The following is an 18,115-nucleotide window of genomic DNA, read 5'->3' on the forward strand; positions in this document are numbered from 1 at the left end:
ACGACTCGTGCCGGATTCCCGCGGTCACCGGCCCGGGTTCAGGGGTTGCTGACCGTCACCAGGCGCCGCCCTTGGGTGGTGCGCACCTCGAAGTGGTCGATCCCGGCGGGGCGGTAGGAGGCACCGCCCTCGACGTTCAGGCCGCCGTAGGCACCGGACCCGCCGGACCCGCCCTGCGGATCCTGCTGCCCCTGCTGGTCCTGCGGGTAGCGGTCGTCCTGGCCGTGGCCGCCGGTGGAGCCGCCCCGGCCCGGCCGGTAGCCGCCCTCGGGGACGGCCCAGGTGGAGACGGTCTCCCGGCTGCCGTCGACGCCGATCGCGTACAGGGAGCAGGTGAGCGGGCCCCGTACGCCGCTCAGCCGCAGCACCGTGTGGGTGCCCCAGGCCCGGGGCTCCATGCCGATCTCGGCGGTCACCCGGGTCTTCGGGTCGGTGGCCCGCAGGGTCTGCCGGTCGGCGGGCACCGCGTCCCCGGGCGCCGCCGCGGGCTCGCGGTCCCGGTCCACGGCGAGCACCGCCAGCGGGCCGCCGACGAGCAGCAGCGCGGCGACCGCGGCGAGGGCGAGGGCGCGCCTGCGGCGGCGGACCCGTTCGCGGGCCACTTGGTGGAGGAGGCGGGGCAGGAGGGGCGCCTGCGGTGAGGGGTCGGGGGGGGGGTACGGGGCTCGGGGAGCCGGGGGGTGCGGCGGGTCCTGGGATCGGGAGACCCAGGACCGGGGATCCGGGGATCGCCGGTCCAGGAATCGCGGCGCCAGGGACCGAGGATCCGAGGACTGCCGAGCCTGGGACCGGGGATCCAGGGACTACCGATCCTGGGACCGCCGATCCCGGGATCGCCGATCCTGGGACTGCCGATCCCGGGACCGCCGCCCCTGGGACTGCCGATCCTGGAACCGCCGATCCGCCGACCGCCGATCCGCCGACCGCCGATCCGCTGACCGTCGATCCAGGGACCGCTCCTCCCCCGCTCCCCCCGTCTCCCCCCACTCCACCCATGAGGTCCAGCAGCGGCCGCAGCCCCCGGAACTCCACCAGCCGCGCCCCGCACAGATCGCATCCGGCGAGGTGCGCCTCGAAGTCCCGGGCCTCCTCCTCTTCGAGCAGACCGAGGGCGTAGGCCCCCACCGTCTCGTGGACCGGATCCCTGCCGTCGGCCCGGTCGCTCCCCTCAGGCCGGTCGTTCCCGTACGCCGGGCCCGTCCCGAAGAGCGGGTGGCCGGCCCCGTCCCGTCCGCCGGTCTCCCGGAAGTGCTTACCCGTCATCCGGAAGTCCTCACCCGTCATGCCGTCACCCCCCTCTCCTCCAGAGCCAGCCGGAGCGCGCGCAGGGCGTAGAACACCCGCGAGCGCACGGTGCCGCTCGGTATCCCCAGTGTCTCGGCGGCCTCGTTGACCGTACGGCCCAGGAAGTACGTCTCCACCAGGGCGGCGCGGTGGGCGGGCGTGAGGTCCTGGAGGGCGTCGGTGAGGGTCATCAGCCACAGCGCCCGGTCGATCTCGTCCGAGGCGGGGACGCCCTCCAGCGGTGCCGGGTCGACCTCCTGCGGCCGGGCCTGGCGGCTGCGGTGGCCGTCGATCACGATCCGGCGGGCCACCGTGACCAGCCAGGGGCGCAGCGAACTCCCGTGCGCGGCAAGGCTGTCGGCGTTGCGCCAGGCCCGGATCAGGGTCTCCTGCACCACGTCCTCGGCCCGCTGGCGGTCCCCCGCGACGAGCCGCAGGACATAGCTGAGCAGCGGCGCCGCGTGCTCCTCGTACAGCGCGCGCATCAACTCCTCGTCGTGCGGCGCGCCATGACCGGCCGCCGCCAGGCGTTCCCCGGCCACCGCCGCATCCTCCCTCACGCCTGCGCCCACCTCCCCTGCGGACCACCCGGAGCGGTGCCCTTCCAGGAAGTACGTACGGGAGGACGCACCGTTCAACGGACCGCGGATTTTCTTCCGCGGGCCGCCCGAACCCGACCCGACCCGCCCCGCGAGGAGTGCCCGGCGGATCAGAGCCGCCCGCACGCTACGCCTGGGCCAGTGCCGCCCGCCGCCGGTGCCGGGCCACCCGTTCCCGGTTGCCGCAGACCTCGCTGGAGCACCAGCGGCGGCGCCTGCCGCGGGAGGTGTCGAGGTAGACCAGGGGGCAGTTGTCGCCCTCGCAGCGGCGGAGTCCGGCGCGGGAGCGCGGGTCGGTGAGGAGGTCGACGGCGTCCCGGGCGATGACGGCGAGCAGGGCCGCGCAGCCGGGCTCGGCGTGCAGGGCGCGGATCAGGCTGCCGTCACTGGCGCGTACCGCGCGCGGGGCGGGCGGGGCCTCGCGGGCCAGGGCGTTGACGCGGTCGAGGGCCCCGCGGGCGGGGGCGCCGTCCTCCAGCGCGGCGCGGGTCAGGCGGGCGAGGTGCTCGCGCAGTTCGCGGAAGGCGGCGAGCCAGCCGGGGTCGGCGGCGAGCAGCGGGGTGCCGCTGGGCACGAGTCCGACCCCGGTGCACCAGGAGCGCAGCCGCAGCACGGTGTCGAGGCGTTCGGCGGGGTGGGCGGTGGCGAGCAGGTCGAGACAGACCCGGCCGGAGTCGAAGCGGAAGGGATGGGCGGGGGGAGCCGTACCGAGGGGGCTCGCTGCCATGAGCATGTCACCGCCTTTTCGGGGATCCGGTGCCTGCCGTCCCCCTACAGTGCCCGCCCCGGCGGCCGACCGGAACCCCGTCGGCGCCGATTCCCCCCGCATCCGCCCGCCGCGGACACAGGACCCAACTGCCCTACTCTCCCGCGTACTTGGTCTCCGCGTGCGGATCGAGGGCGAGCCGGTAGCCGCGTTTGACGACCGTCTGGATCAGCTTCGGGGTGCCGAGCGAGGTGCGCAGCCGGGCCATCGCGGTCTCCACCGCGTGCTCGTCGGTGCCCGCGCCCGGCAGCGCCTTGAGCAGCTCGCCGCGCGAGACGACCCAGCCGGGGCGGCGGGCGAGCGCGCGCAGCAGGGCCATCCCGGCGGGCGGCACGGTCCGCAGCTCCCCGTCCACCAGGACCGCGTGGCCGCGGATCGCCACCTGGTGGCCCGCGATCGGCAACACCCGTGCGCGGGACGGGAGTTCCTGGCAGAGCACCTGGACGAGCGGGCCGAGCCGGAAGCGTTCGGGGGCCACCGTGTCGATGCCCCGGGCCTGGAGCGGAAGCGCGGTGACCGGTCCCACGCAGGCCGCGAGGACGTCGTGGCCGAGGGCGTCGAGCACCTCGGCCAGCCGCCCGCGCTCCTCGGCGCGGGAGAGCAGGGAGGCCGCGGCGGGCGCGCTGGTGAAGGTGAGGGCGTCGACGCCGCGGGCGACCACGGTGTCGAGCAGCCGGTCCACGGGCCCTATGTCCTCCGGCGGCATCCACCGGTAGACGGGGACGCCGACCACCTCGGCCCCGGCCTCTCGCAGCGACTCGACGAATCCGGGCAGCGGCTCGCCGTGCAGCTGCACCGCCACCCGGCGCCCCTGGACCCCCTCGTCGAGCAGCCGGTCCAGCACCTCGGCCATCGACTCCGAACTGGGCGACCAGTGCTCGGTGAGCCCGGCGGCCCGGATCGCGCCCTTCACCTTGGGTCCGCGGGCGAGGAGTTCCACCGTGCCGAGCCGGTCGAGCAGGGCGGTGCCCACGCCCCAGCCCTCGGCGGCCTCGATCCAGCCGCGGAAGCCGATCGCGGTGGTGGCCACCACGATGTCCGGCGCCCGGTCGATCAACCCCTTGGTGGCGTCGAGGAGTTCACCGTCGTCGGCGAGCGGGACGATGCGCAGGGCGGGGGCGTGCAGGACCGCCGCGCCGCGCCGTTCGAGCAGGGCGATCAGCTCGTCGGCCCGGCGGGCGGCGGTCACTCCGACCGTGAAGCCCGCCAGGGGACCGTGTTCCTTCTCGTGCATGGCTCTCGTCCGCTCGTCCCGTTCGTATGGTGCCCGGCCCGCTGTACGGGGCCCGGCCCCCCGTGGTGCCGCTCGCGCCCTCGGGGCGGCCGAGCCTGCCAACGGGGCATGACAGGCCCGGTTCCGCCCGATGTCCGCGGTGTTACGCGGACGGGGTCACACCTCGGCGTAACCGAGCTGCTTCTTCGTATCACCGGCCGCCGCCGCGGGCGCGGCGGCCGGGGCCGGACGTCGAAGGTATACGGCCCAGGTGAGAAGGAGACAGACGGCGTAGAAGGCGAGGAAGGCCACGAAGGCGCCGGTGCCGGTGCCCGCGGTCTGGAAGGACTGGCGGAAGGCGAGGTTGATGCCGAGTCCGCCGAGCGCGCCGACCGCCCCGATCAGGCCCATCGAGGCCCCCGACAGCCGCCGCGCCCAGGCCGCGGCCTCCTCGCCGGTGAGCCCCCGGGCCCGCGCCTTGGCCTGGAAGATGCCGGGGATCATCTTGTATGTCGAGCCGTTGCCGAGCCCGGTGAGCACGAACAGGGCGATGAAGGCGGCCGTGAAGAGGGCCAGCGACTCCTCGACCGAGGCGAGCACCACCACACCGGTCGCGGCGGCCATGGCGACGAAGTTGCCGAGGGTGATGCGGGCACCGCCCCAGCGGTCCGCGAGGAGCCCGCCGACCGGCCGGATCAGCGAGCCGAGCAGCGGGCCGATGAAGGTGATCGAGGCGGCCTGGAGCGGGGTGCGCCCGAACTGGGTCTGCAGGACCAGGCCGAAGGCGAAGCTGTAGCCGATGAAGGAGCCGAAGGAGCCGATGTAGAGCAGCGACACGATCCAGGTGTGCGGGTCCCGGGCGGCCTCCCGGGCGGCGCCGGTGTCGTTGCGCACCGAGGAGAGGTTGTCCATGTACCGGGCGGAGAGCACCACGGCCACCAGGATCAGCGGCAGGTAGAAGCCGAGCAGCACCCGCGGTCCGCCGCCGGCACCGATCACCGCGAGGGCGATCAGCTGCACCACGGGGACGCCGATGTTGCCGCCGCCCGCGTTCAGGCCGAGCGCCCAGCCCTTCTTCCGCAGCGGGAAGAACGAGTTGATGTTGGTCATCGAGGAGGCGAAGTTGCCGCCGCCGATGCCGGTGAGCAGCGCGCAGAGCATGAAGGTGGTGTAGGAGGTGCCGGGCTCCATCACCCAGAAGGCGGCCAGCGCGGGAAGCAGCAGCAGCGCGGCCGAGAAGACCGTCCAGTTCCGGCCGCCGAACCGCGCCACCGCGAAGGTGTACGGGACCCGGGCGCAGGCGCCGACCAGGGTCGCCATGGACACCAGGAAGAACTTCCCGGCCGGGTCGATCCCGTACTCCGGGCCCATGAAGAGGACCAGGACCGACCACAGGGTCCAGATCGAGAAGCCGATGTGCTCCGAGAGCACCGAGAAGAAGAGGTTGCGGTGGGCGACGCGCTTGCCGCCGGCCTCCCAGAAGCGCTCGTCCTCGGGGTCCCACTCGTCGATCCAGCGGCTGGCCCGCCGCTTCGGTGCGGCGGGGCTCGGGCTCGCGGCAGTCATCTGTTCGCCTCCGGATTCTCGGCGTGCGCGGCGCGCTCTTGCTGAGGCCTCGAAGCTAGGGAGGCGGGGTTTCCGCGCTGTGCCCCGCGCGGTGACCGGCGGGGAACGTTGCTCTCACCGGCCCGGACCCGGCGCCGTGAGGGCCCGTCCCCCCGGCCTGCGCCGCCGCCCGCCGCGCCGCCCGGCACCGCGCCCGCCGCCCCCGCCGCGCCTTCCCGCGCCGCGCCCGGCCTTCCGCTCCGGCCGGTCGGGCCACAGCCGGGGCCGCCGCCGGGCCGCGAGGTCCTCGATCCAGCCGGTGCCGAGCACGGCGAGCGCGAGCAGCGGCCAGATCAGGGTGAGCATCCACAGCGTGTACGTGGTGTCCAGCGCGGTGGAGAGCCGCTCGTCCATGAAGGGCAGTCCGTAGGCCTGGTCGAGGAGCACGATGGTGCCCATGATCAGCAGGTTGTGCCAGAGGTAGACCGTCACCGCCCGGTTGTTGGCGAGGGTGACCAGCCGGTCCCAGCGGGCCAGCCTGCCCGGCAGTGCCCGCCAGGACGGCGCGTACTGGAGCAGGATCACCACGAAGCCGAAGGACCAGGCGGCCTGGGCGAGCGGGATGTCGTTGAGGTCCCAGCCGTCCGGGCCGAGGTGACCGGAGGCCCACCACAGGCCGAAGGCCATCACCAGGGAGGCCAGCGAGACGGCCAGATAGCGCGGCACCGCCCGGAGCAGCCCCTCGTGGTGCGCGAAGCCGAGCAGCCAGCAGCCGCCGTAGACCGCGAAGTCGCCCACCGCGTTGCCGGTCTCGCCGGGGATCTCGACGAGGGGGGTGGCGAGCAGCGCGGTGAGCGCGAGCGGGGCGAGCAGGGTCGGCCAGGGGAAGCGGCGGAAGGCCCACAGGAGCAGCGGCGAGGCGAGCACGAACCAGAGGTAGGCCCGCAGGTACCAGAGCGGTCCCACCGCCTGGTCGGCCCAGCTGGTCTCCAGCCAGCCGCCCTCGCTGCCGCTCTCCCAGGGGTACGGGGGCGCCCCCAGCGGCACCAGGTAGTTGAGGACCTTGGCCCAGCCCCAGGCGCCCTCCTCCTCACCGGGGTCCCAGCCGCTGGTGAAGAGCATGACCAGGGCGAGCGCGCTGAAGGCCCACAGCGGCGGCAGCAGTCTGCGCAGCCGCCCGCGGACCACCCCGGCCGCGGGGCGCTTCAGCGAGCGGGCCATCAGCGAGCCCGCGAGCGCGAACATCACGCCCATGGAGGGGAAGACGAGCGAGAGCCAGCCCCAGCCGAGCAGGTGGTAGACGACCACCCGGACCAGGGCGAGGAAGCGCAGCAGGTCGAGATAGCGGTCGCGGCCCGGGGGCGCCTCGGCGGGCGGGCCCGCAGGCGGTTCCGCAGTCGTTTCCGTATGCGGTCCCGCAGTCGGTTCCGTGTGCGGTCCCGTGGACGGTTCCGCGGGCACGACGGGGGCGGGGTACTCCGGTCTCTCCGGTCTCTCCGGTCCCCCTGGTCCGGTCTGCGGGCGTACGGCGGCGGGTCCGGGGGCGGACACCGCGGCAGGTCCGGGAGCGGATCCGGCGGCGGTGGCCTCCGCCCGTCCGGGCCCGGGGCGGGTCGTGCTCATCCCACCGGCCTCCGTTCGCGCGGGGCGGTGCGGGGCGCCGGGATCAGGCCCGGGGCCGCGCCGACCGCGCCGGTGCGGCGCAGCTTCTGCCAGCGCAGCCGGCCGCCGGTGAGCGCGGTGATCCAGGACTGGAGCAGGACCACGTACATCAGCTGCCGGTACAGGAGTTGCTGGAGGGGCAGCGAGAGAAGGTGGGTCATGCGTTCCTTGTCGAGCCGGAAGGCGTAGGCGGCGCAGACCAGTTGGACGGCGAGCACCCCGCACCAGGCGAGCACGGTCTTGCCGGTGGGCCCGAAGACGAGCCCGTACAGCAGGAAGACGTCGATGAGCGGGGCGAGCAGCGGCGCGAGGACCATGAACAGGGAGACGAGCGGCAGCCCGATCCGGCCGAAGCGCCCGGAGGGCCCGCGCTCGAGGACGGCGCGGCGGTGCTTCCAGATGGCCTGCATGGTGCCGTACGACCAGCGGTAGCGCTGGGACCACAGCTGCTGCACGCTCTCCGGGGCCTCGGTCCAGGCGCGGGCGTTCTCCGCGTAGACCACCCGCCAGCCGTCGCGGTGCAGGGCCATGGTGACGTCGGTGTCCTCGGCGAGGGTGTCGTCGCTCATGCCGCCGACCCGCTCCAGGGCGCCGCGGCGGAAGGCGCCGACCGCGCCGGGGATGGTGGGCATGCAGCGCAGCATGTCGTACATCCGCCGGTCGAGGTTGAAGCCCATCACGTACTCGATGTGCTGCCAGGCGCCGATCAGCGAGTCGCGGTTGCCGACCTTGGCGTTCCCGGCGACGGCGCCGACCCGGGGATCGGCGAAGGGCTGCACCAGTTCGCGGACCGTGGAGGGTTCGAAGACGGTGTCGCCGTCCATCATCACGACCAGCTCGTGGCGGGCGTTGGCGAGCCCGCGGTTGAGCGCCGCGGGCTTGCCGCCGTTGTGCTGGCGCACCACCCGCACCCCGGGCAGCCGCAACTCCTCGACCAGGCGCGCGGTCCCGTCCGTGGAGCCGTCGTCGATGACGATCACCTCGATCGGGTGGTCCCCCGCCATCAGCGAACGGACCGTGTTCTCGATGCACTTGGCCTCGTTGTACGCGGGCACCAGGACCGAGACGGGCGCGGTGACCGGCGGCCCCCAGGAGAAGCCGCGCCGCCGCACCCGGCGGGCGTGCGCCCCGGAGAGCAGCAGCATCAGCGCGAACCGCCCGAGGACCAGCACCCCGATCACCGCGAGGCAGACCACGAGCACGCCGGTGACGGAGTCGGAGGCGGTCACCGCCCAGATCCACGCCTTGCCCTTCCACAGGCCGAGCCCGGTGACCGGGGTGTGCGCGCTGGGTGCGCCGAGCGCGTCGGTGAGATTGTCGAACCGGTAGCCGCGGGCCTGGAGTTCGGGCAGGAAGCGGTCGAGCGCGGCCACCGTCTGGGCGCGGTCGCCGCCGGAGTCGTGCATCAGGACCAGGGCGCCCTCGGTGCCCTCGGGGGTGGCCCGGCGGATGATCTCGTCCACGCCGGGCCGCCGCCAGTCCTCGCTGTCGGTGTCGTTGACGACGGTGAGGTAGCCCCGGCTGCCCACGTACCGCGTCACCGGCCAGGACCGGTTGTCCATGGCGTCGGCGAAGGAGGAGTACGGCGGCCGGAAGAGCGAGGTCCTGATGCCCGCCGCCCCCGAGAGCGCCAGCTGGCTCTGCGAGAGCTCCCGGTCGATGCGGTCGGTGGACTGGTAGGAGAGGTCCGGGTGGTTGAAGGTGTGCAGCCCGACCTCGTGGCCCTCGGCGACCATCCGGCGTACGAGTTCGGGGTGGCGCGAGGTCATGGTGCCGGTGACGAAGAAGACGGCGTGCGCGTGGTGTTCGCGCAGCACGTCGAGGACCTTCGGGGTCCACTCGGGGTCCGGGCCGTCGTCGAAGGTGAGCACCAGGCGCCGGTCCGGCACCCGCAGGCTCTGCTCGCCGCCGCCGCGGGTGTCGATGACCGGCCCGCCGTCGAGGATCTTCTGCGGCACCCGGTCGGTGGGCGCGGGCGGGCGCACCCGGTGGTCGGCGAGGATCTCGCTATGCACATAGCCGCGCAGCATCAGCATCGCGGAGAGCGCCACCAGCAGGACGAAGGGCAGCAGATAGCGCAGGGGGAGCTTGCGCCGGGGCGTTCTCACCCGGGCGCGGCGGCCTCGGCTCATGGTGCGGGGCTCTCCGCGGGGGTGAGCGGAACCGTCTCACCGGTCGCCGCGGAGGGCGCCGGGGGCGGCGGTTCGGCGGTGGCCGTGCCGGGGCCGGAGGACTCGGCGGGCCCGGGACCCACGGGTTCGGCGGGCTGCTTCGGGCCGGAGCCCGGGGTGCCGCTCGGGCGCCCCGGCGTGCTCGCGGTGCCGCCCCGCGCGGGCTCGTCCTGGCCGCCGGCCCGGTCCGCGCGGCCGCGGCCCTCGGCGTCCGGGGTGGCGGAGGGGCCGGCGCCGGGCTCCGCGGAGGTGCCGGTGGCGGGGTCGGTGCCGGGCTCCCCGGCCGGGTCCGCGGCGGGGGCGGTGCTGCCCCCGGGGACGGCCTCCTGCCCGGCGGGCACCTGGGAGGGCTCGACCTTGCCCGCGGGCCTGCCCTCCGGCGGTCCGTCCAGCGGCAGCCAGGGGGCACCGGCGTTGCCGGAGAGCAGGGTCACCGCGATGACGGCCGCGTACCCGGCGCAGGCGAGGCCGACCAGCACACCGAGGGTGCGGTAGGTACGGCTGCGGCGGCCCGTCTCGTCGACGAACACCGGGGTGTCCGGCGCGGGACGCTCCCCGCGGTCCAGGAGTTCGGCCAACTGCCGGCCCGCGCCGTCCAGTTGGACGGTGACCTCGTTGGGGTCATGGGTATGACCGGGTTGGGCGTCTTCACGCCAGATGTTCATGTGCACGCACATCCCCCCACGGGACTCAAGCAAGGTGCGCGAACGCAGAAGCCGGGCACTTCGGCACCGGACCGGGCCCCCACCCGCTCCGCGCGCCCCCCTTACCGCACTGCACCCGGGCCATGAATGTAGCGCACCGGAACCCCACCCGCCTCTTCACGGAACCGACACTCGACGGGGACGGGGCATCCATGAATGGCCACTGGCCGGATCCGACTCTTGTTTTCCGCCAGGAGCACACGGAAAAGCGCAGAGTCGGCCATTCACGGTCGGAACCTGCCCACACTGCGAGACGGGTCAGGCGGGCTCGGCCAGAACAGAACAATCCGCGGTACCGGCGAAGTCGGTGCACGCGGACTCGCACCTGCGGCCCGTGGAGTCGTCCACCAAGACGCTGTCAGGAAGAAGGGGCGCCGAAGAGCAGAGTCGTCTCGGCGAGGATGTCCCGTCCCAGCTCGCTCCGGTAGATCTCATCCACGGAACCGAAGCGGGCGTCGCCGAAGTCCAGCCCCAGGTCGGCAGTCGCCCTCCTGACCGCCTCTTCTCCAGGCCCTTCGATCTCCAGCATCTCGGGAAGGTCCGGCCATGTGTCGAAGTCGTAGACCACCCCGTCCAGGCGCCATTCCTCCCGGTAGTTCTCCTGGTACCGCACCTGGTTGAGGCCGATCGTCCGCAACAGCTCCGCCGTCGCGTCCACGTCGGAGACCTCCGTCTCGATCTCCTTGGTGCCCTCGATGGTGGTGGCGTCGGTGACCTGCTTCAGCGTGAGCGTGGTGCGCCGCCCCTCGTCGCGCAACCGCAGCCAGGCGCCCTGGGGCAGGCGGTCACTGTCGAAGATCATTCGGGTCTGGAGAGTACGGGGGACTGCCTGGGTGGCCCCACGGGCGGCGAGTTGCTGCTTGAGCGCGGACGCATCGATGTTGATGAACGTGGCCTCGTACTCGTTCTTCACGCGCTTGTCTCCGATTCAGTGGGCCGCGCCGTTGCGGGCTGCGAGCAGGAACCCCATGCGGTGTTCATGCTCGTGGGGATGGTCGATGTGCGGATGCTCGGTGAAGATGCCGGTGCGCAGCGTCAGCAGTATCTGCCATGCGGAAGGCGCGAAGTGGCGCATGAGCCTCTCCGGCGAGGTGTAGTGCTCGACGCTGCGATGGCGGGAGGCGAGGGGCATGAAGAACTCGGCGCCGAAGAGGCCGGTGGCGCACACCAGGTCCTGCATACGGCCGAGGAAGAGCGGAAGGGGCCGAGCCTGGTTGGCGGAGTAGTGCCAGCTGCAGGAGGTCCACACGGCGTCGCAACTCGCCAACCGGGCAGCGGTGTCGAGGAAGTCGCCCTCGACGACCGTGACCCGGCCGCCGAGGCCGTACTCCCCGAGGCGGCCGAGGAGGCCGGGGTGGTACACGGTGCGGCCGTCCGGAAGGGTGATGTCGCCGCCGTGGACTGCCACGGGATCTTTCTCGATCGCGATCACGTGATGCCCGGCGGCGGCCAGCGGGAGAACGAACTTACCGTCCGAGGCCCCGACCACTGCAATCCTCGCCGCCCCGGTGACCTGCTCGTCGAGGGCGCGGAGGAACTGCGGAAAGAACGTCAGCGTCTGTGCCCACAGGCTCTCGGTCCGCATCGGCGGTGTCCTCCCTGAGTCGATCGCAGATCGTCTCGGCGACCTGCTGCGGGGTGTGGTCGGTGGTGTCGATCGGCGCCATCGGAAAGTGGTCGTAGACGGCGCTGATCCGGCTCGCGCTGGATTCGGCGAGGGCATCCCAGTGCGTGGTCGCCTTGACTCGTGTGAGCAGCCGGCGCTGCCGTTCCGGCTCGCTGCACAGCAGGCGGAAGCTGAGCGGTGCGGGCAGGCGCGGAGGCAGGACCACATGCAGGCGGGCCCCCATGCCGAGGTGCGTGGCAAAGCAGCGGGCGAAGTAGCTCTCCACCACCACCGAGCGGCCCTCGCAGCCGAGCTGGCGGATGCGCTCAGCGGCATCGAACAACGCGGCCAGGTACAGGCACATCCGGGCCTCGGGGTTCTCTCTGCCGTCCACATGGCGACGCGCCGCTGCATACGGGGGAGGCACGGTGGGCACCAGCTCTGCACCGAGTGCGGCAGCCACGAGGGGGGCGACGGTGGACTTCCCCACCCCGCGCAACCCCTCCAGGGCAAGGAAGCGTGGCAGATCAGACATGGGTGTACACCACGTCCGCGACCGGCAGCGTCAGCTCGTCGGTCACGGTGGGCCGGTGAACGATGGCTCCCGCGGCCTTGTCGTACCAGAAGGCGTGAGCGTCCTTGCCCACGGCCTTGCAGGACATCGTCAGCGCCCCGCGGGGGTCCGACTCGATCCGCTGGATCCGCCCGCCTCGGTCCAGCACTGCGCAGCCGGGCTCGGCGGCCACGAGGTCCTCGTCGGCCACGATGTCGATGGTGAGGCCGGCGGTTTTCACCTCCACGAGCATGCCCGTATAGGCAGTTGGCTCGGTGACCGTGAGCTCCGGGTGGTGGACGGCGTTGCCCACCGGCCGCAGGCAGTGCAACTTCAGCTGCCCTACTCCGGCCTCTTGCAGCAGACGGGCGAGCGGCAGGACATCATCGACGGTGTCGCGGGTTACGGTCATCGTCGCCCCCGTGGCGATGCCGAGGTTCCTTGCCACAGCCAGGGTGTGCATCGCTGCGGCGAAACTGCCTGGGCGGCGGATGCGGTCGTTGGCCACTTCCAGGCCTTCGAGAGAGACACGCAACAGGTCGATCGCGTCCGCGCACTGACCGAGACGACGTTCGATCCGGTAGCCATTGGTGCAGATCTCGACTCGCAGGCCGAGGTCGTGGCGAGCGTGTCGCACGAGGTCGGGCAGGCGGGTGTGGAGAAGTGGCTCACCGCCCAGCAGCACCACCCTCGACGTCTGGTAGTCGGTCTTCATCAGCGCCAGAAGATGCTGAGCCTGCTCGTAGGTGTAGGCGTCGCGCCAAGCCAGGCGCTCACCGTGGAAGCAGTGTGCGCAGTCGAAGTTGCAGCGGAACAACAACTGCAAATAGAGGGTCTCGATGTGATCGATTCCGGTCACGTCCCTGATCACAGTGCCTCCCAAGCCAGTGAGGTCGGTGTGGCCTTGAGTCTCAGAGGGCGAGCGTCCGGGGGAAATCGATGCGTTCCACGGAACCGTCCCACGGAACCGTTCCCCACCCTCAGTGTGTGCGCGGCCACCCAGGGCTGCCATGCTGATTCCTCTCGACCTGACGGCATACGGGAGCGGTTGGACATGACGCGACGCCGGATTTTCGATCCCGCCACCGTGCCCGTCGCCTTCTGGGCGCGCGGCGACATCGAGACCTACCTCGCCAACCGGGACCTCGGCTGCCTCTTCCGGGCCTACCTCGCCGCCTTCCCGGACTGCACGCAGACTCAGCTGGCTCTGTTGACCGAACACGACCGTGCGGACATCTCCAACTGGGTGCGTGGTGCCCGCCAGAGCCGCGTCTCGGACATCGACGTCCTGACCAGGATCGTCGAAGGCCTGGTCATGCCGGACCACGCCCGCCTGCTCTTAGGCCTCGCTCCCGCTGACATGCTCGTCACCAAAGTCGGCGTGGAATCACAGGCTGCCAAGCCTTCCGGCCCGCGCCCGGACGAGGCCGAGCGACACCTACGAGTCGCGATCTGCGGAAGCCGACACCCCGACTGCGATCCTGAAGCGCTCGACCAGACCGTACGGGGCCTGGCCCGCCTCGTCCTGGCCCGCCGCTACCGGATCAGCCACGGCCCCGTGGGGGTCGGTATCGAAGTGATGACCTATATCGCCGATCACTACCGGCCACCGGACTTCCGGACCACGACCGGAATCTTCGGCCGCATCAACATCGTCCACAGCGTGAACTACGTCATCGTTGCCGGAGGCGGCCCCGGTACCCAGGACGAGCTCGATCTCGCCCGCTCCCTCCGCATCCCTGTCCTGCCGGTTGCTCCTACCGGCGGAGCTGCCCGCCGCTTCCATGAACGCGCCTTGGCCGAGCGGAACTTGTGGCCGTGGATCACCGACGGGCAACTCGCCGCTGTGGAAGCATGTTCGAGCGTGGACGACCACATCGCCTTCATCGAAAGCGTCCTCACCGACACCGCCGGAGCCGCCCTGTGACCACCGCCGCCCCGTACGTTCTGCTGTCCTGCGCGGCCTCTCTCGACGGCTACATCGACGACACCACCACTACGCGGCTGCTGCTGTCCAACGAGGAGGACTTCGACCGCGTGGACGCCGTCCGTGCCGAGTGCGATGCCATCCTCGTCGGCGCCAACACCATCCGCCGCGACAACCCCCGCCTGCTGATCAGGTCCGAGCAGCGCCGCGCCGCGCGCGCAGCGGCGGGCAGGACCAAGAACCTGGTCAAGGTCACCGTCAGCACCTCGGGCGACCTCGACCCCGAGGCGAAGTTCTTCACCACCGGCGGCGAGGAAAAAATCGTCTATGCGGCTTCGTCCGGCGTCGACAAGGCCACCGCCCGTCTCGGTGAGAGGGCCACGGTCGTGGATGCCGGAGAATCCATCGACCTGCCTCGCCTCTTGGCCGACCTGGACGCCCGCGGCGTGCACCGGCTGATGGTCGAGGGCGGCAGCAGCATGCACACGCAGTTCCTCACCGCAGGCCTCGCCGACGAACTGCACCTCGTCCTCGCCCCGTTCTTCGTCGGTGACAGGGACGCCCCCCGCTTCGTGGGCCCCGGCACATTCGCCAACGGGCCCGGCCGTCACATGCGGCTCGCGGAGACACGGCAGATCGGCGACTGCGTCCTGCTGCGCTACCTCCCGGCACACTAGGTACCCATGAGCGAGATCCCGATCGATGCCGATCGCCGCCGCCTGACAGAAGCGATCGCGCTGGCCGAGCAGTGCCCGCCCTCGACGACGGCCTTTTCCGTCGGCGCCCTGATCGTCGCCGCCGACGGCGACGTTCTGGCCACCGGCTACTCCCGCGAGAACGACCCGCACGACCACGCCGAAGAGGCCGCCTTGGCCAAGCTGGCACCCGGCTCTCCCGCGCTGGCGACCGCGACGCTGTACAGCTCCCTGGAGCCGTGCAGCAAGCGCGCCTCCCGGTCGGTCACCTGCACCCAGCACATCCTCAGGGCACGCATCGCCCGGGTCGTCTTCGCTTGGCGCGAACCGAGGCTGTTCGTCGACTGCGACGGTGCCGAACAGCTTCGTGCCGCCGGAGTCGAGGTCGTCGAGATGCGGGAGCTGGCGCACAGGGCCCGGACCGTCAACGTGCACTTGATCCACCCGTAGGTCCTCGCGAACTCTTCCGTCAGGAGGCGGGCCAGCCGACGTTGGAGTACGTCAGGCCCCGCCGGAACTGCGCGAGGGCCACGGCCGTGTAGTCGACCATCGGCTCCGGGAGCCGGTCGAGCGGGAACCAGGACAGGTCGGCGCACAGCTCGGGCTCCCGGTTCACGGGTTCCCCCTGCCAGTGCCGTACCCGGAAGAACAGCTGGATCCTGGGGTCGTCCACCGAGCCGCTGTGGTGGTGCACGGTATGGACGAGCTCCAGGTCGGCCTCGCGCAGCGCGAGGCCGAGCTCTTCGGCAGCCTCGCGTACGGCACCTGCGGTCGCGGATTCGCCGGACTCCAGATGTCCGGCCGGCACGTGGTAGTGGCCGTCCCGCCAGCCAGTGCCCTGCCGGAGGCCGAGGAGCACTCGGTCGTTCCGCTGCAGGATCAGGTGTACGCCCACGACCAGACGGTGGCGACCGTCGGGGTGGACGAACGGGGTCGGTTCGGTGGGCTGGCTCTGGGTCATACCAATCCTCAGGAAATGCAGACAGGTACCAGAATTTTACAGAGTGTGATTCTCCGGGGAGTCGGCTGCTGTCTTTGGTCACCCTCCCCCAGCCGCTATGCGGCAAAAGCGGAAGCAGCAACACCAAAGCCCCCGGTCTGCCGCGAAAACGGGCAGGCCAGGGGCTCCATGGGGTGGTGGAGATGGCGGGAATCGAACCCGCGTCCAACGGTGCGGAACCAGGGCTTCTCCGAGTGCAGTTCGCTGTGATTTTCTCGGCCCCGGAGATCACGCGAACAAGTCTCCGACGGGCTCAGCCACTGTGTGATTTCCCCCTACGCCCCGTGACCGGGCCTAGAGGTTTAGTTCCCTAGCTGATGCCAGGATCCGGGTCGGGAACACCCCCGGGCTGACACTTCGCAAGTCGCTACTTAGGCAGCGAGGGCGAAGGAATCGCGCTTGGTATTGGCGATTATTTTTTTCGGCCTGTGGTTTACGAGATCATGGCCGCTTCCTCGACTCGCTTCCCCTGCCTCGACATCCGCTGTCGAAACCGATCATCCCCATGTTGAGTTGAAAAGCTCCGCCTCTTCACCGAGAGGCCGCCCCTGTCCGAGCGGGCAGTAGCCATCGTACGTGACCGACGAGGGCGGGGGCCAGCGTATTCCCCCGCCCGGGCCGCACGCCGCGGCGGCGCCGCCGGGCCCGGCCGCCCCGGGGCCGCCCTGCCCGGGCGCGGCCCCGCTCAGGCCCGCTGCTTGCGGCGGACCGCCGACATGGCGCGCTCGGTCTCGCGGCGGTCCTGCTTCTCGCGCAGGGTCTGCCGCTTGTCGTACTCCTTCTTGCCCTTGGCCAGCGCGATCTCGATCTTGGCCCGGCCGTCCTTGAAGTAGAGCGCCAGCGGCACGATGGTGTGCCCGCTCTCCTGGGACTTCGCGGCCAGCTTGTCGATCTCCACGCGGTGCAGCAGCAGCTTGCGCTTGCGGCGGGCGCTGTGGTTGGTCCAGGTGCCCTGGCTGTACTCGGGGATGTGCACGTTGTGCAGCCAGGCCTCGTTGTCGTCGAGCTGCACGAAGCCGTCGACCAGCGAGGCCCGCCCCTGGCGCAGCGACTTCACCTCGGTGCCGGTGAGGGCCAGACCGGCCTCGTAGGTGTCGAGGATGAGGTAGTCGTGCCGCGCCTTCTTGTGCTGCGCGATCAGCTTGCGCCCTTTTTCCTTAGCCATAGTGCGCCCATTTTCGCACTAGGAGGGGCCCCCGAGGCCACTCAATACCGACTCGGCCCGCTGAGCGGCCTTCTCCTCGACCTCCAGGTCCGGGGTGATGCCGCGGTTGTCGAGGCGGTGGCCCGCGGGGGTGCGGTAGTGGCCCACGGTCAGCTCGGCCACCGAGCCGTCCGGCAGCTCGCTCGGCATCTGCACCGAGCCCTTGCCGAAGGTCCGCTCGCCGACGACCACGGCCCGGCCGCGGTCCTGGAGCGCCCCGGTGAGCAGCTCGGCCGCGCTCATGGTGCCGCCGTCGACCAGGGCGACCACCGGCCTGCGGGTGTCGCCGCCGGGCTCCGCGTGCAGGGCGCGCTGGCTGCCGTCCACGTCGTAGGTGGCGACCAGGCCGCCGTCCAGGAAGGCGGAGGCGGCCCGGGTGGCCTCGACGACCAGGCCGCCGGAGTTGCCGCGCAGGTCGAGCAGGACCCCGGCGCCCTCGGGGGCGCTCAGCACCGCCTCGCGCACCCGCTCACCGGCGCCCTTGGTGAAGGAGTCCACCTTGATCCGGACCGGGCCCTCGGGGTGCGGCCGCTCCACGGTGACCGGGCTGGTGCGCAGCACGGCCCTGCGTACCGTCTGCCGCCAGTCGCGGCCCTCGCGGCTGAGGCCCAGTTCGACGGGGCTGCCGGCGCGGGCCTGCTCGGCGTCGCCGCGAAGCAGCGCCACCACCTCGGTCACCGGGCGGTCCGTGACGCGCTTGCCGTCGATGCTGCGCAGCCGGTCGCCGCGCCGTATCCCGGCGCGGTCCGCGGGGCCGCCCTCCTGGACCCGGGAGACCTCGATGCCGCCGTCGCCGCCGCGTCTGGCGCGCAGCCCGACCCCGGTGTACTCGCCGTCCAGGGACTGGGCGAACTCCTCGTACTCGTGCGGGGAGTAGACCGCGCCCCAGCGGTCGCCGCTGCGGCTGACCTCGCGACGGGCGGCCTCCGCGGCCGACTTGCCGTCGGCCAGCGCCTCGGCCGCCGCCTCGTTCACGTCCTGTACGTCCTGCTTGTGCGCGGCCGGTGAGGAGCCCACCGGGGCCGCGGCCCTCTCGCCCGGAGCGCGGTCCCCGCCGAAGGCTCCGCCCGCGGCACCCGCCGCGAGCACTCCCGCGAAGACCAGTGTCAGGGCGGCCCCGCGGCGCAAGCGGCGGAGCTCGAAGCTGGTATCCGGACCCGACATGGCGGTGAGTCTAGGACAACCC

Annotated in this window: 18 protein-coding genes, 1 other RNA gene and 1 pseudogene; 3 read left to right on the plus strand and 17 right to left on the minus strand. The window is 72.0% G+C overall.

Annotated features, from left to right (window positions below; genetic code table 11):
* Window positions 1–38: 38 nt before the first annotated feature.
* The 13 genes and pseudogenes from MID12_RS10500 to MID12_RS10555 all read right to left on the minus strand — a co-directional run bounded on the left by MID12_RS10500 (window position 39) and on the right by MID12_RS10555 (window position 12,962).
* Entirely contained in the window at window positions 39–602 is a 564-nt protein-coding gene (locus MID12_RS10500; RefSeq protein WP_052482246.1) for a hypothetical protein, read from the minus strand.
* Window positions 603–1,056: 454 nt separating this feature from the next.
* Window positions 1,057–1,284: pseudogene (locus MID12_RS32420) on the minus strand (zf-HC2 domain-containing protein); the annotation flags it as partial.
* Window positions 1,281–1,844, minus strand: a complete 564-nt coding sequence (locus MID12_RS10505) for a sigma-70 family RNA polymerase sigma factor (protein WP_040249245.1) — start codon at window positions 1,842–1,844, stop codon at window positions 1,281–1,283. The pseudogene MID12_RS32420 and the gene MID12_RS10505, both read right to left, overlap by 4 nt.
* 166 nt (window positions 1,845–2,010) lie before the next feature.
* Window positions 2,011–2,610, minus strand: a complete 600-nt coding sequence (locus MID12_RS10510; RefSeq protein ID WP_040256804.1) for a CGNR zinc finger domain-containing protein — start codon at window positions 2,608–2,610, stop codon at window positions 2,011–2,013.
* Between the two features lie 133 nt (window positions 2,611–2,743).
* Window positions 2,744–3,883 carry a uroporphyrinogen-III synthase gene (locus MID12_RS10515; RefSeq protein WP_040249253.1) on the minus strand — a complete coding sequence of 380 codons (1,140 nt, stop codon included), beginning with the start codon at window positions 3,881–3,883 and terminating at the stop codon, window positions 2,744–2,746.
* Window positions 3,884–4,039: 156 nt separating this feature from the next.
* On the minus strand, window positions 4,040–5,428 hold the full coding sequence (locus MID12_RS10520) for a nitrate/nitrite transporter (protein WP_263166397.1): 1,389 nt from the start codon (window positions 5,426–5,428) through the stop codon (window positions 4,040–4,042).
* Between the two features lie 114 nt (window positions 5,429–5,542).
* The gene (locus tag MID12_RS10525) at window positions 5,543–6,868 is read right to left on the minus strand and encodes an acyltransferase family protein (protein WP_263166399.1); all 1,326 of its coding nucleotides are present in this window, start codon (window positions 6,866–6,868) and stop codon (window positions 5,543–5,545) included.
* A gap of 158 nt (window positions 6,869–7,026) precedes the next feature.
* Window positions 7,027–9,201 carry a glycosyltransferase gene (locus MID12_RS10530; protein ID WP_040249257.1) on the minus strand — a complete coding sequence of 725 codons (2,175 nt, stop codon included), beginning with the start codon at window positions 9,199–9,201 and terminating at the stop codon, window positions 7,027–7,029.
* Complete coding sequence (locus MID12_RS10535; RefSeq protein ID WP_263166402.1) at window positions 9,198–9,905, minus strand: hypothetical protein; 708 nt, start codon at window positions 9,903–9,905, stop codon at window positions 9,198–9,200. Before MID12_RS10535 ends, MID12_RS10530 begins: the two co-directional genes overlap by 4 nt.
* Before the next feature lie 397 nt (window positions 9,906–10,302).
* Complete coding sequence (locus MID12_RS10540) at window positions 10,303–10,857, minus strand: class IV adenylate cyclase (RefSeq protein WP_263166407.1); 555 nt, start codon at window positions 10,855–10,857, stop codon at window positions 10,303–10,305.
* Between the two features lie 15 nt (window positions 10,858–10,872).
* Window positions 10,873–11,352 (minus strand): SAM-dependent methyltransferase, encoded by a 480-nt coding sequence (locus MID12_RS10545; protein WP_263166410.1) that lies wholly within the window; start codon window positions 11,350–11,352, stop codon window positions 10,873–10,875.
* 58 nt (window positions 11,353–11,410) lie between these two features.
* A complete protein-coding gene (locus MID12_RS10550) occupies window positions 11,411–12,085 on the minus strand; it encodes a hypothetical protein (RefSeq protein WP_263166412.1) in 675 nt (224 codons plus the stop codon).
* On the minus strand, window positions 12,078–12,962 hold the full coding sequence (locus MID12_RS10555; RefSeq protein WP_263166415.1) for a radical SAM protein: 885 nt from the start codon (window positions 12,960–12,962) through the stop codon (window positions 12,078–12,080). The genes MID12_RS10550 and MID12_RS10555 overlap by 8 nt, the downstream gene beginning before the upstream one ends.
* 195 nt (window positions 12,963–13,157) lie before the next feature.
* Here MID12_RS10555 and MID12_RS10560 point away from each other — a divergent pair, with 195 nt between their 5' ends.
* From MID12_RS10560 to MID12_RS32430, 3 genes are read left to right on the plus strand one after another with little or no spacing between them, the layout of a single operon-like run.
* Window positions 13,158–14,030, plus strand: a complete 873-nt coding sequence (locus MID12_RS10560) for a hypothetical protein (RefSeq protein WP_263166418.1) — start codon at window positions 13,158–13,160, stop codon at window positions 14,028–14,030.
* On the plus strand, window positions 14,027–14,707 hold the full coding sequence (locus MID12_RS32425; RefSeq protein ID WP_411576936.1) for a RibD family protein: 681 nt from the start codon (window positions 14,027–14,029) through the stop codon (window positions 14,705–14,707). Before MID12_RS10560 ends, MID12_RS32425 begins: the two co-directional genes overlap by 4 nt.
* A gap of 6 nt (window positions 14,708–14,713) precedes the next feature.
* A complete protein-coding gene (locus MID12_RS32430) occupies window positions 14,714–15,175 on the plus strand; it encodes a deaminase (RefSeq protein ID WP_411576937.1) in 462 nt (153 codons plus the stop codon).
* A gap of 19 nt (window positions 15,176–15,194) precedes the next feature.
* On the opposite strand, the gene MID12_RS10570 is transcribed toward MID12_RS32430, so the two are convergent.
* The 4 genes from MID12_RS10570 to MID12_RS10585 all read right to left on the minus strand — a co-directional run bounded on the left by MID12_RS10570 (window position 15,195) and on the right by MID12_RS10585 (window position 18,093).
* Window positions 15,195–15,686, minus strand: a complete 492-nt coding sequence (locus MID12_RS10570; protein WP_263166420.1) for an NUDIX hydrolase — start codon at window positions 15,684–15,686, stop codon at window positions 15,195–15,197.
* A gap of 174 nt (window positions 15,687–15,860) precedes the next feature.
* Window positions 15,861–16,230: a transfer-messenger RNA gene (gene ssrA, locus MID12_RS10575) on the minus strand.
* A gap of 180 nt (window positions 16,231–16,410) precedes the next feature.
* Window positions 16,411–16,890, minus strand: a complete 480-nt coding sequence (gene smpB, locus MID12_RS10580) for an SsrA-binding protein SmpB (protein WP_040249271.1) — start codon at window positions 16,888–16,890, stop codon at window positions 16,411–16,413.
* A gap of 18 nt (window positions 16,891–16,908) precedes the next feature.
* Window positions 16,909–18,093, minus strand: coding sequence for a S41 family peptidase (locus MID12_RS10585; protein ID WP_040249274.1), 1,185 nt, complete (start codon window positions 18,091–18,093; stop codon window positions 16,909–16,911).
* Window positions 18,094–18,115: the final 22 nt, after the last annotated feature.

Source organism: Streptomyces sp. SCSIO ZS0520 (assembly GCF_025643355.1).
Classification (GTDB): domain Bacteria; phylum Actinomycetota; class Actinomycetes; order Streptomycetales; family Streptomycetaceae; genus Streptomyces; species Streptomyces physcomitrii.

What these genes read in the sequence shown, in the direction of transcription:
- MID12_RS10510 (WP_040256804.1), bottom strand. Translation starts at nt 2,610, where the DNA reads ATGGCAGCGAGCCCCCTCGGTACGGCTCCCCCCGCCCATCCCTTCCGC.
- MID12_RS10515 (WP_040249253.1), bottom strand. Translation starts at nt 3,883, where the DNA reads ATGCACGAGAAGGAACACGGTCCCCTGGCGGGCTTCACGGTCGGAGTG.
- MID12_RS10520 (WP_263166397.1), bottom strand. Translation starts at nt 5,428, where the DNA reads ATGACTGCCGCGAGCCCGAGCCCCGCCGCACCGAAGCGGCGGGCCAGC.
- MID12_RS10530 (WP_040249257.1), bottom strand. Translation starts at nt 9,201, where the DNA reads ATGAGCCGAGGCCGCCGCGCCCGGGTGAGAACGCCCCGGCGCAAGCTC.
- MID12_RS10535 (WP_263166402.1), bottom strand. Translation starts at nt 9,905, where the DNA reads ATGAACATCTGGCGTGAAGACGCCCAACCCGGTCATACCCATGACCCC.
- MID12_RS10550 (WP_263166412.1), bottom strand. Translation starts at nt 12,085, where the DNA reads ATGTCTGATCTGCCACGCTTCCTTGCCCTGGAGGGGTTGCGCGGGGTG.
- MID12_RS10560 (WP_263166418.1), top strand. Translation starts at nt 13,158, where the DNA reads ATGACGCGACGCCGGATTTTCGATCCCGCCACCGTGCCCGTCGCCTTC.
- MID12_RS32430 (WP_411576937.1), top strand. Translation starts at nt 14,714, where the DNA reads ATGAGCGAGATCCCGATCGATGCCGATCGCCGCCGCCTGACAGAAGCG.
- MID12_RS10570 (WP_263166420.1), bottom strand. Translation starts at nt 15,686, where the DNA reads ATGACCCAGAGCCAGCCCACCGAACCGACCCCGTTCGTCCACCCCGAC.
- smpB (WP_040249271.1), bottom strand. Translation starts at nt 16,890, where the DNA reads ATGGCTAAGGAAAAAGGGCGCAAGCTGATCGCGCAGCACAAGAAGGCG.
- MID12_RS10585 (WP_040249274.1), bottom strand. Translation starts at nt 18,093, where the DNA reads ATGTCGGGTCCGGATACCAGCTTCGAGCTCCGCCGCTTGCGCCGCGGG.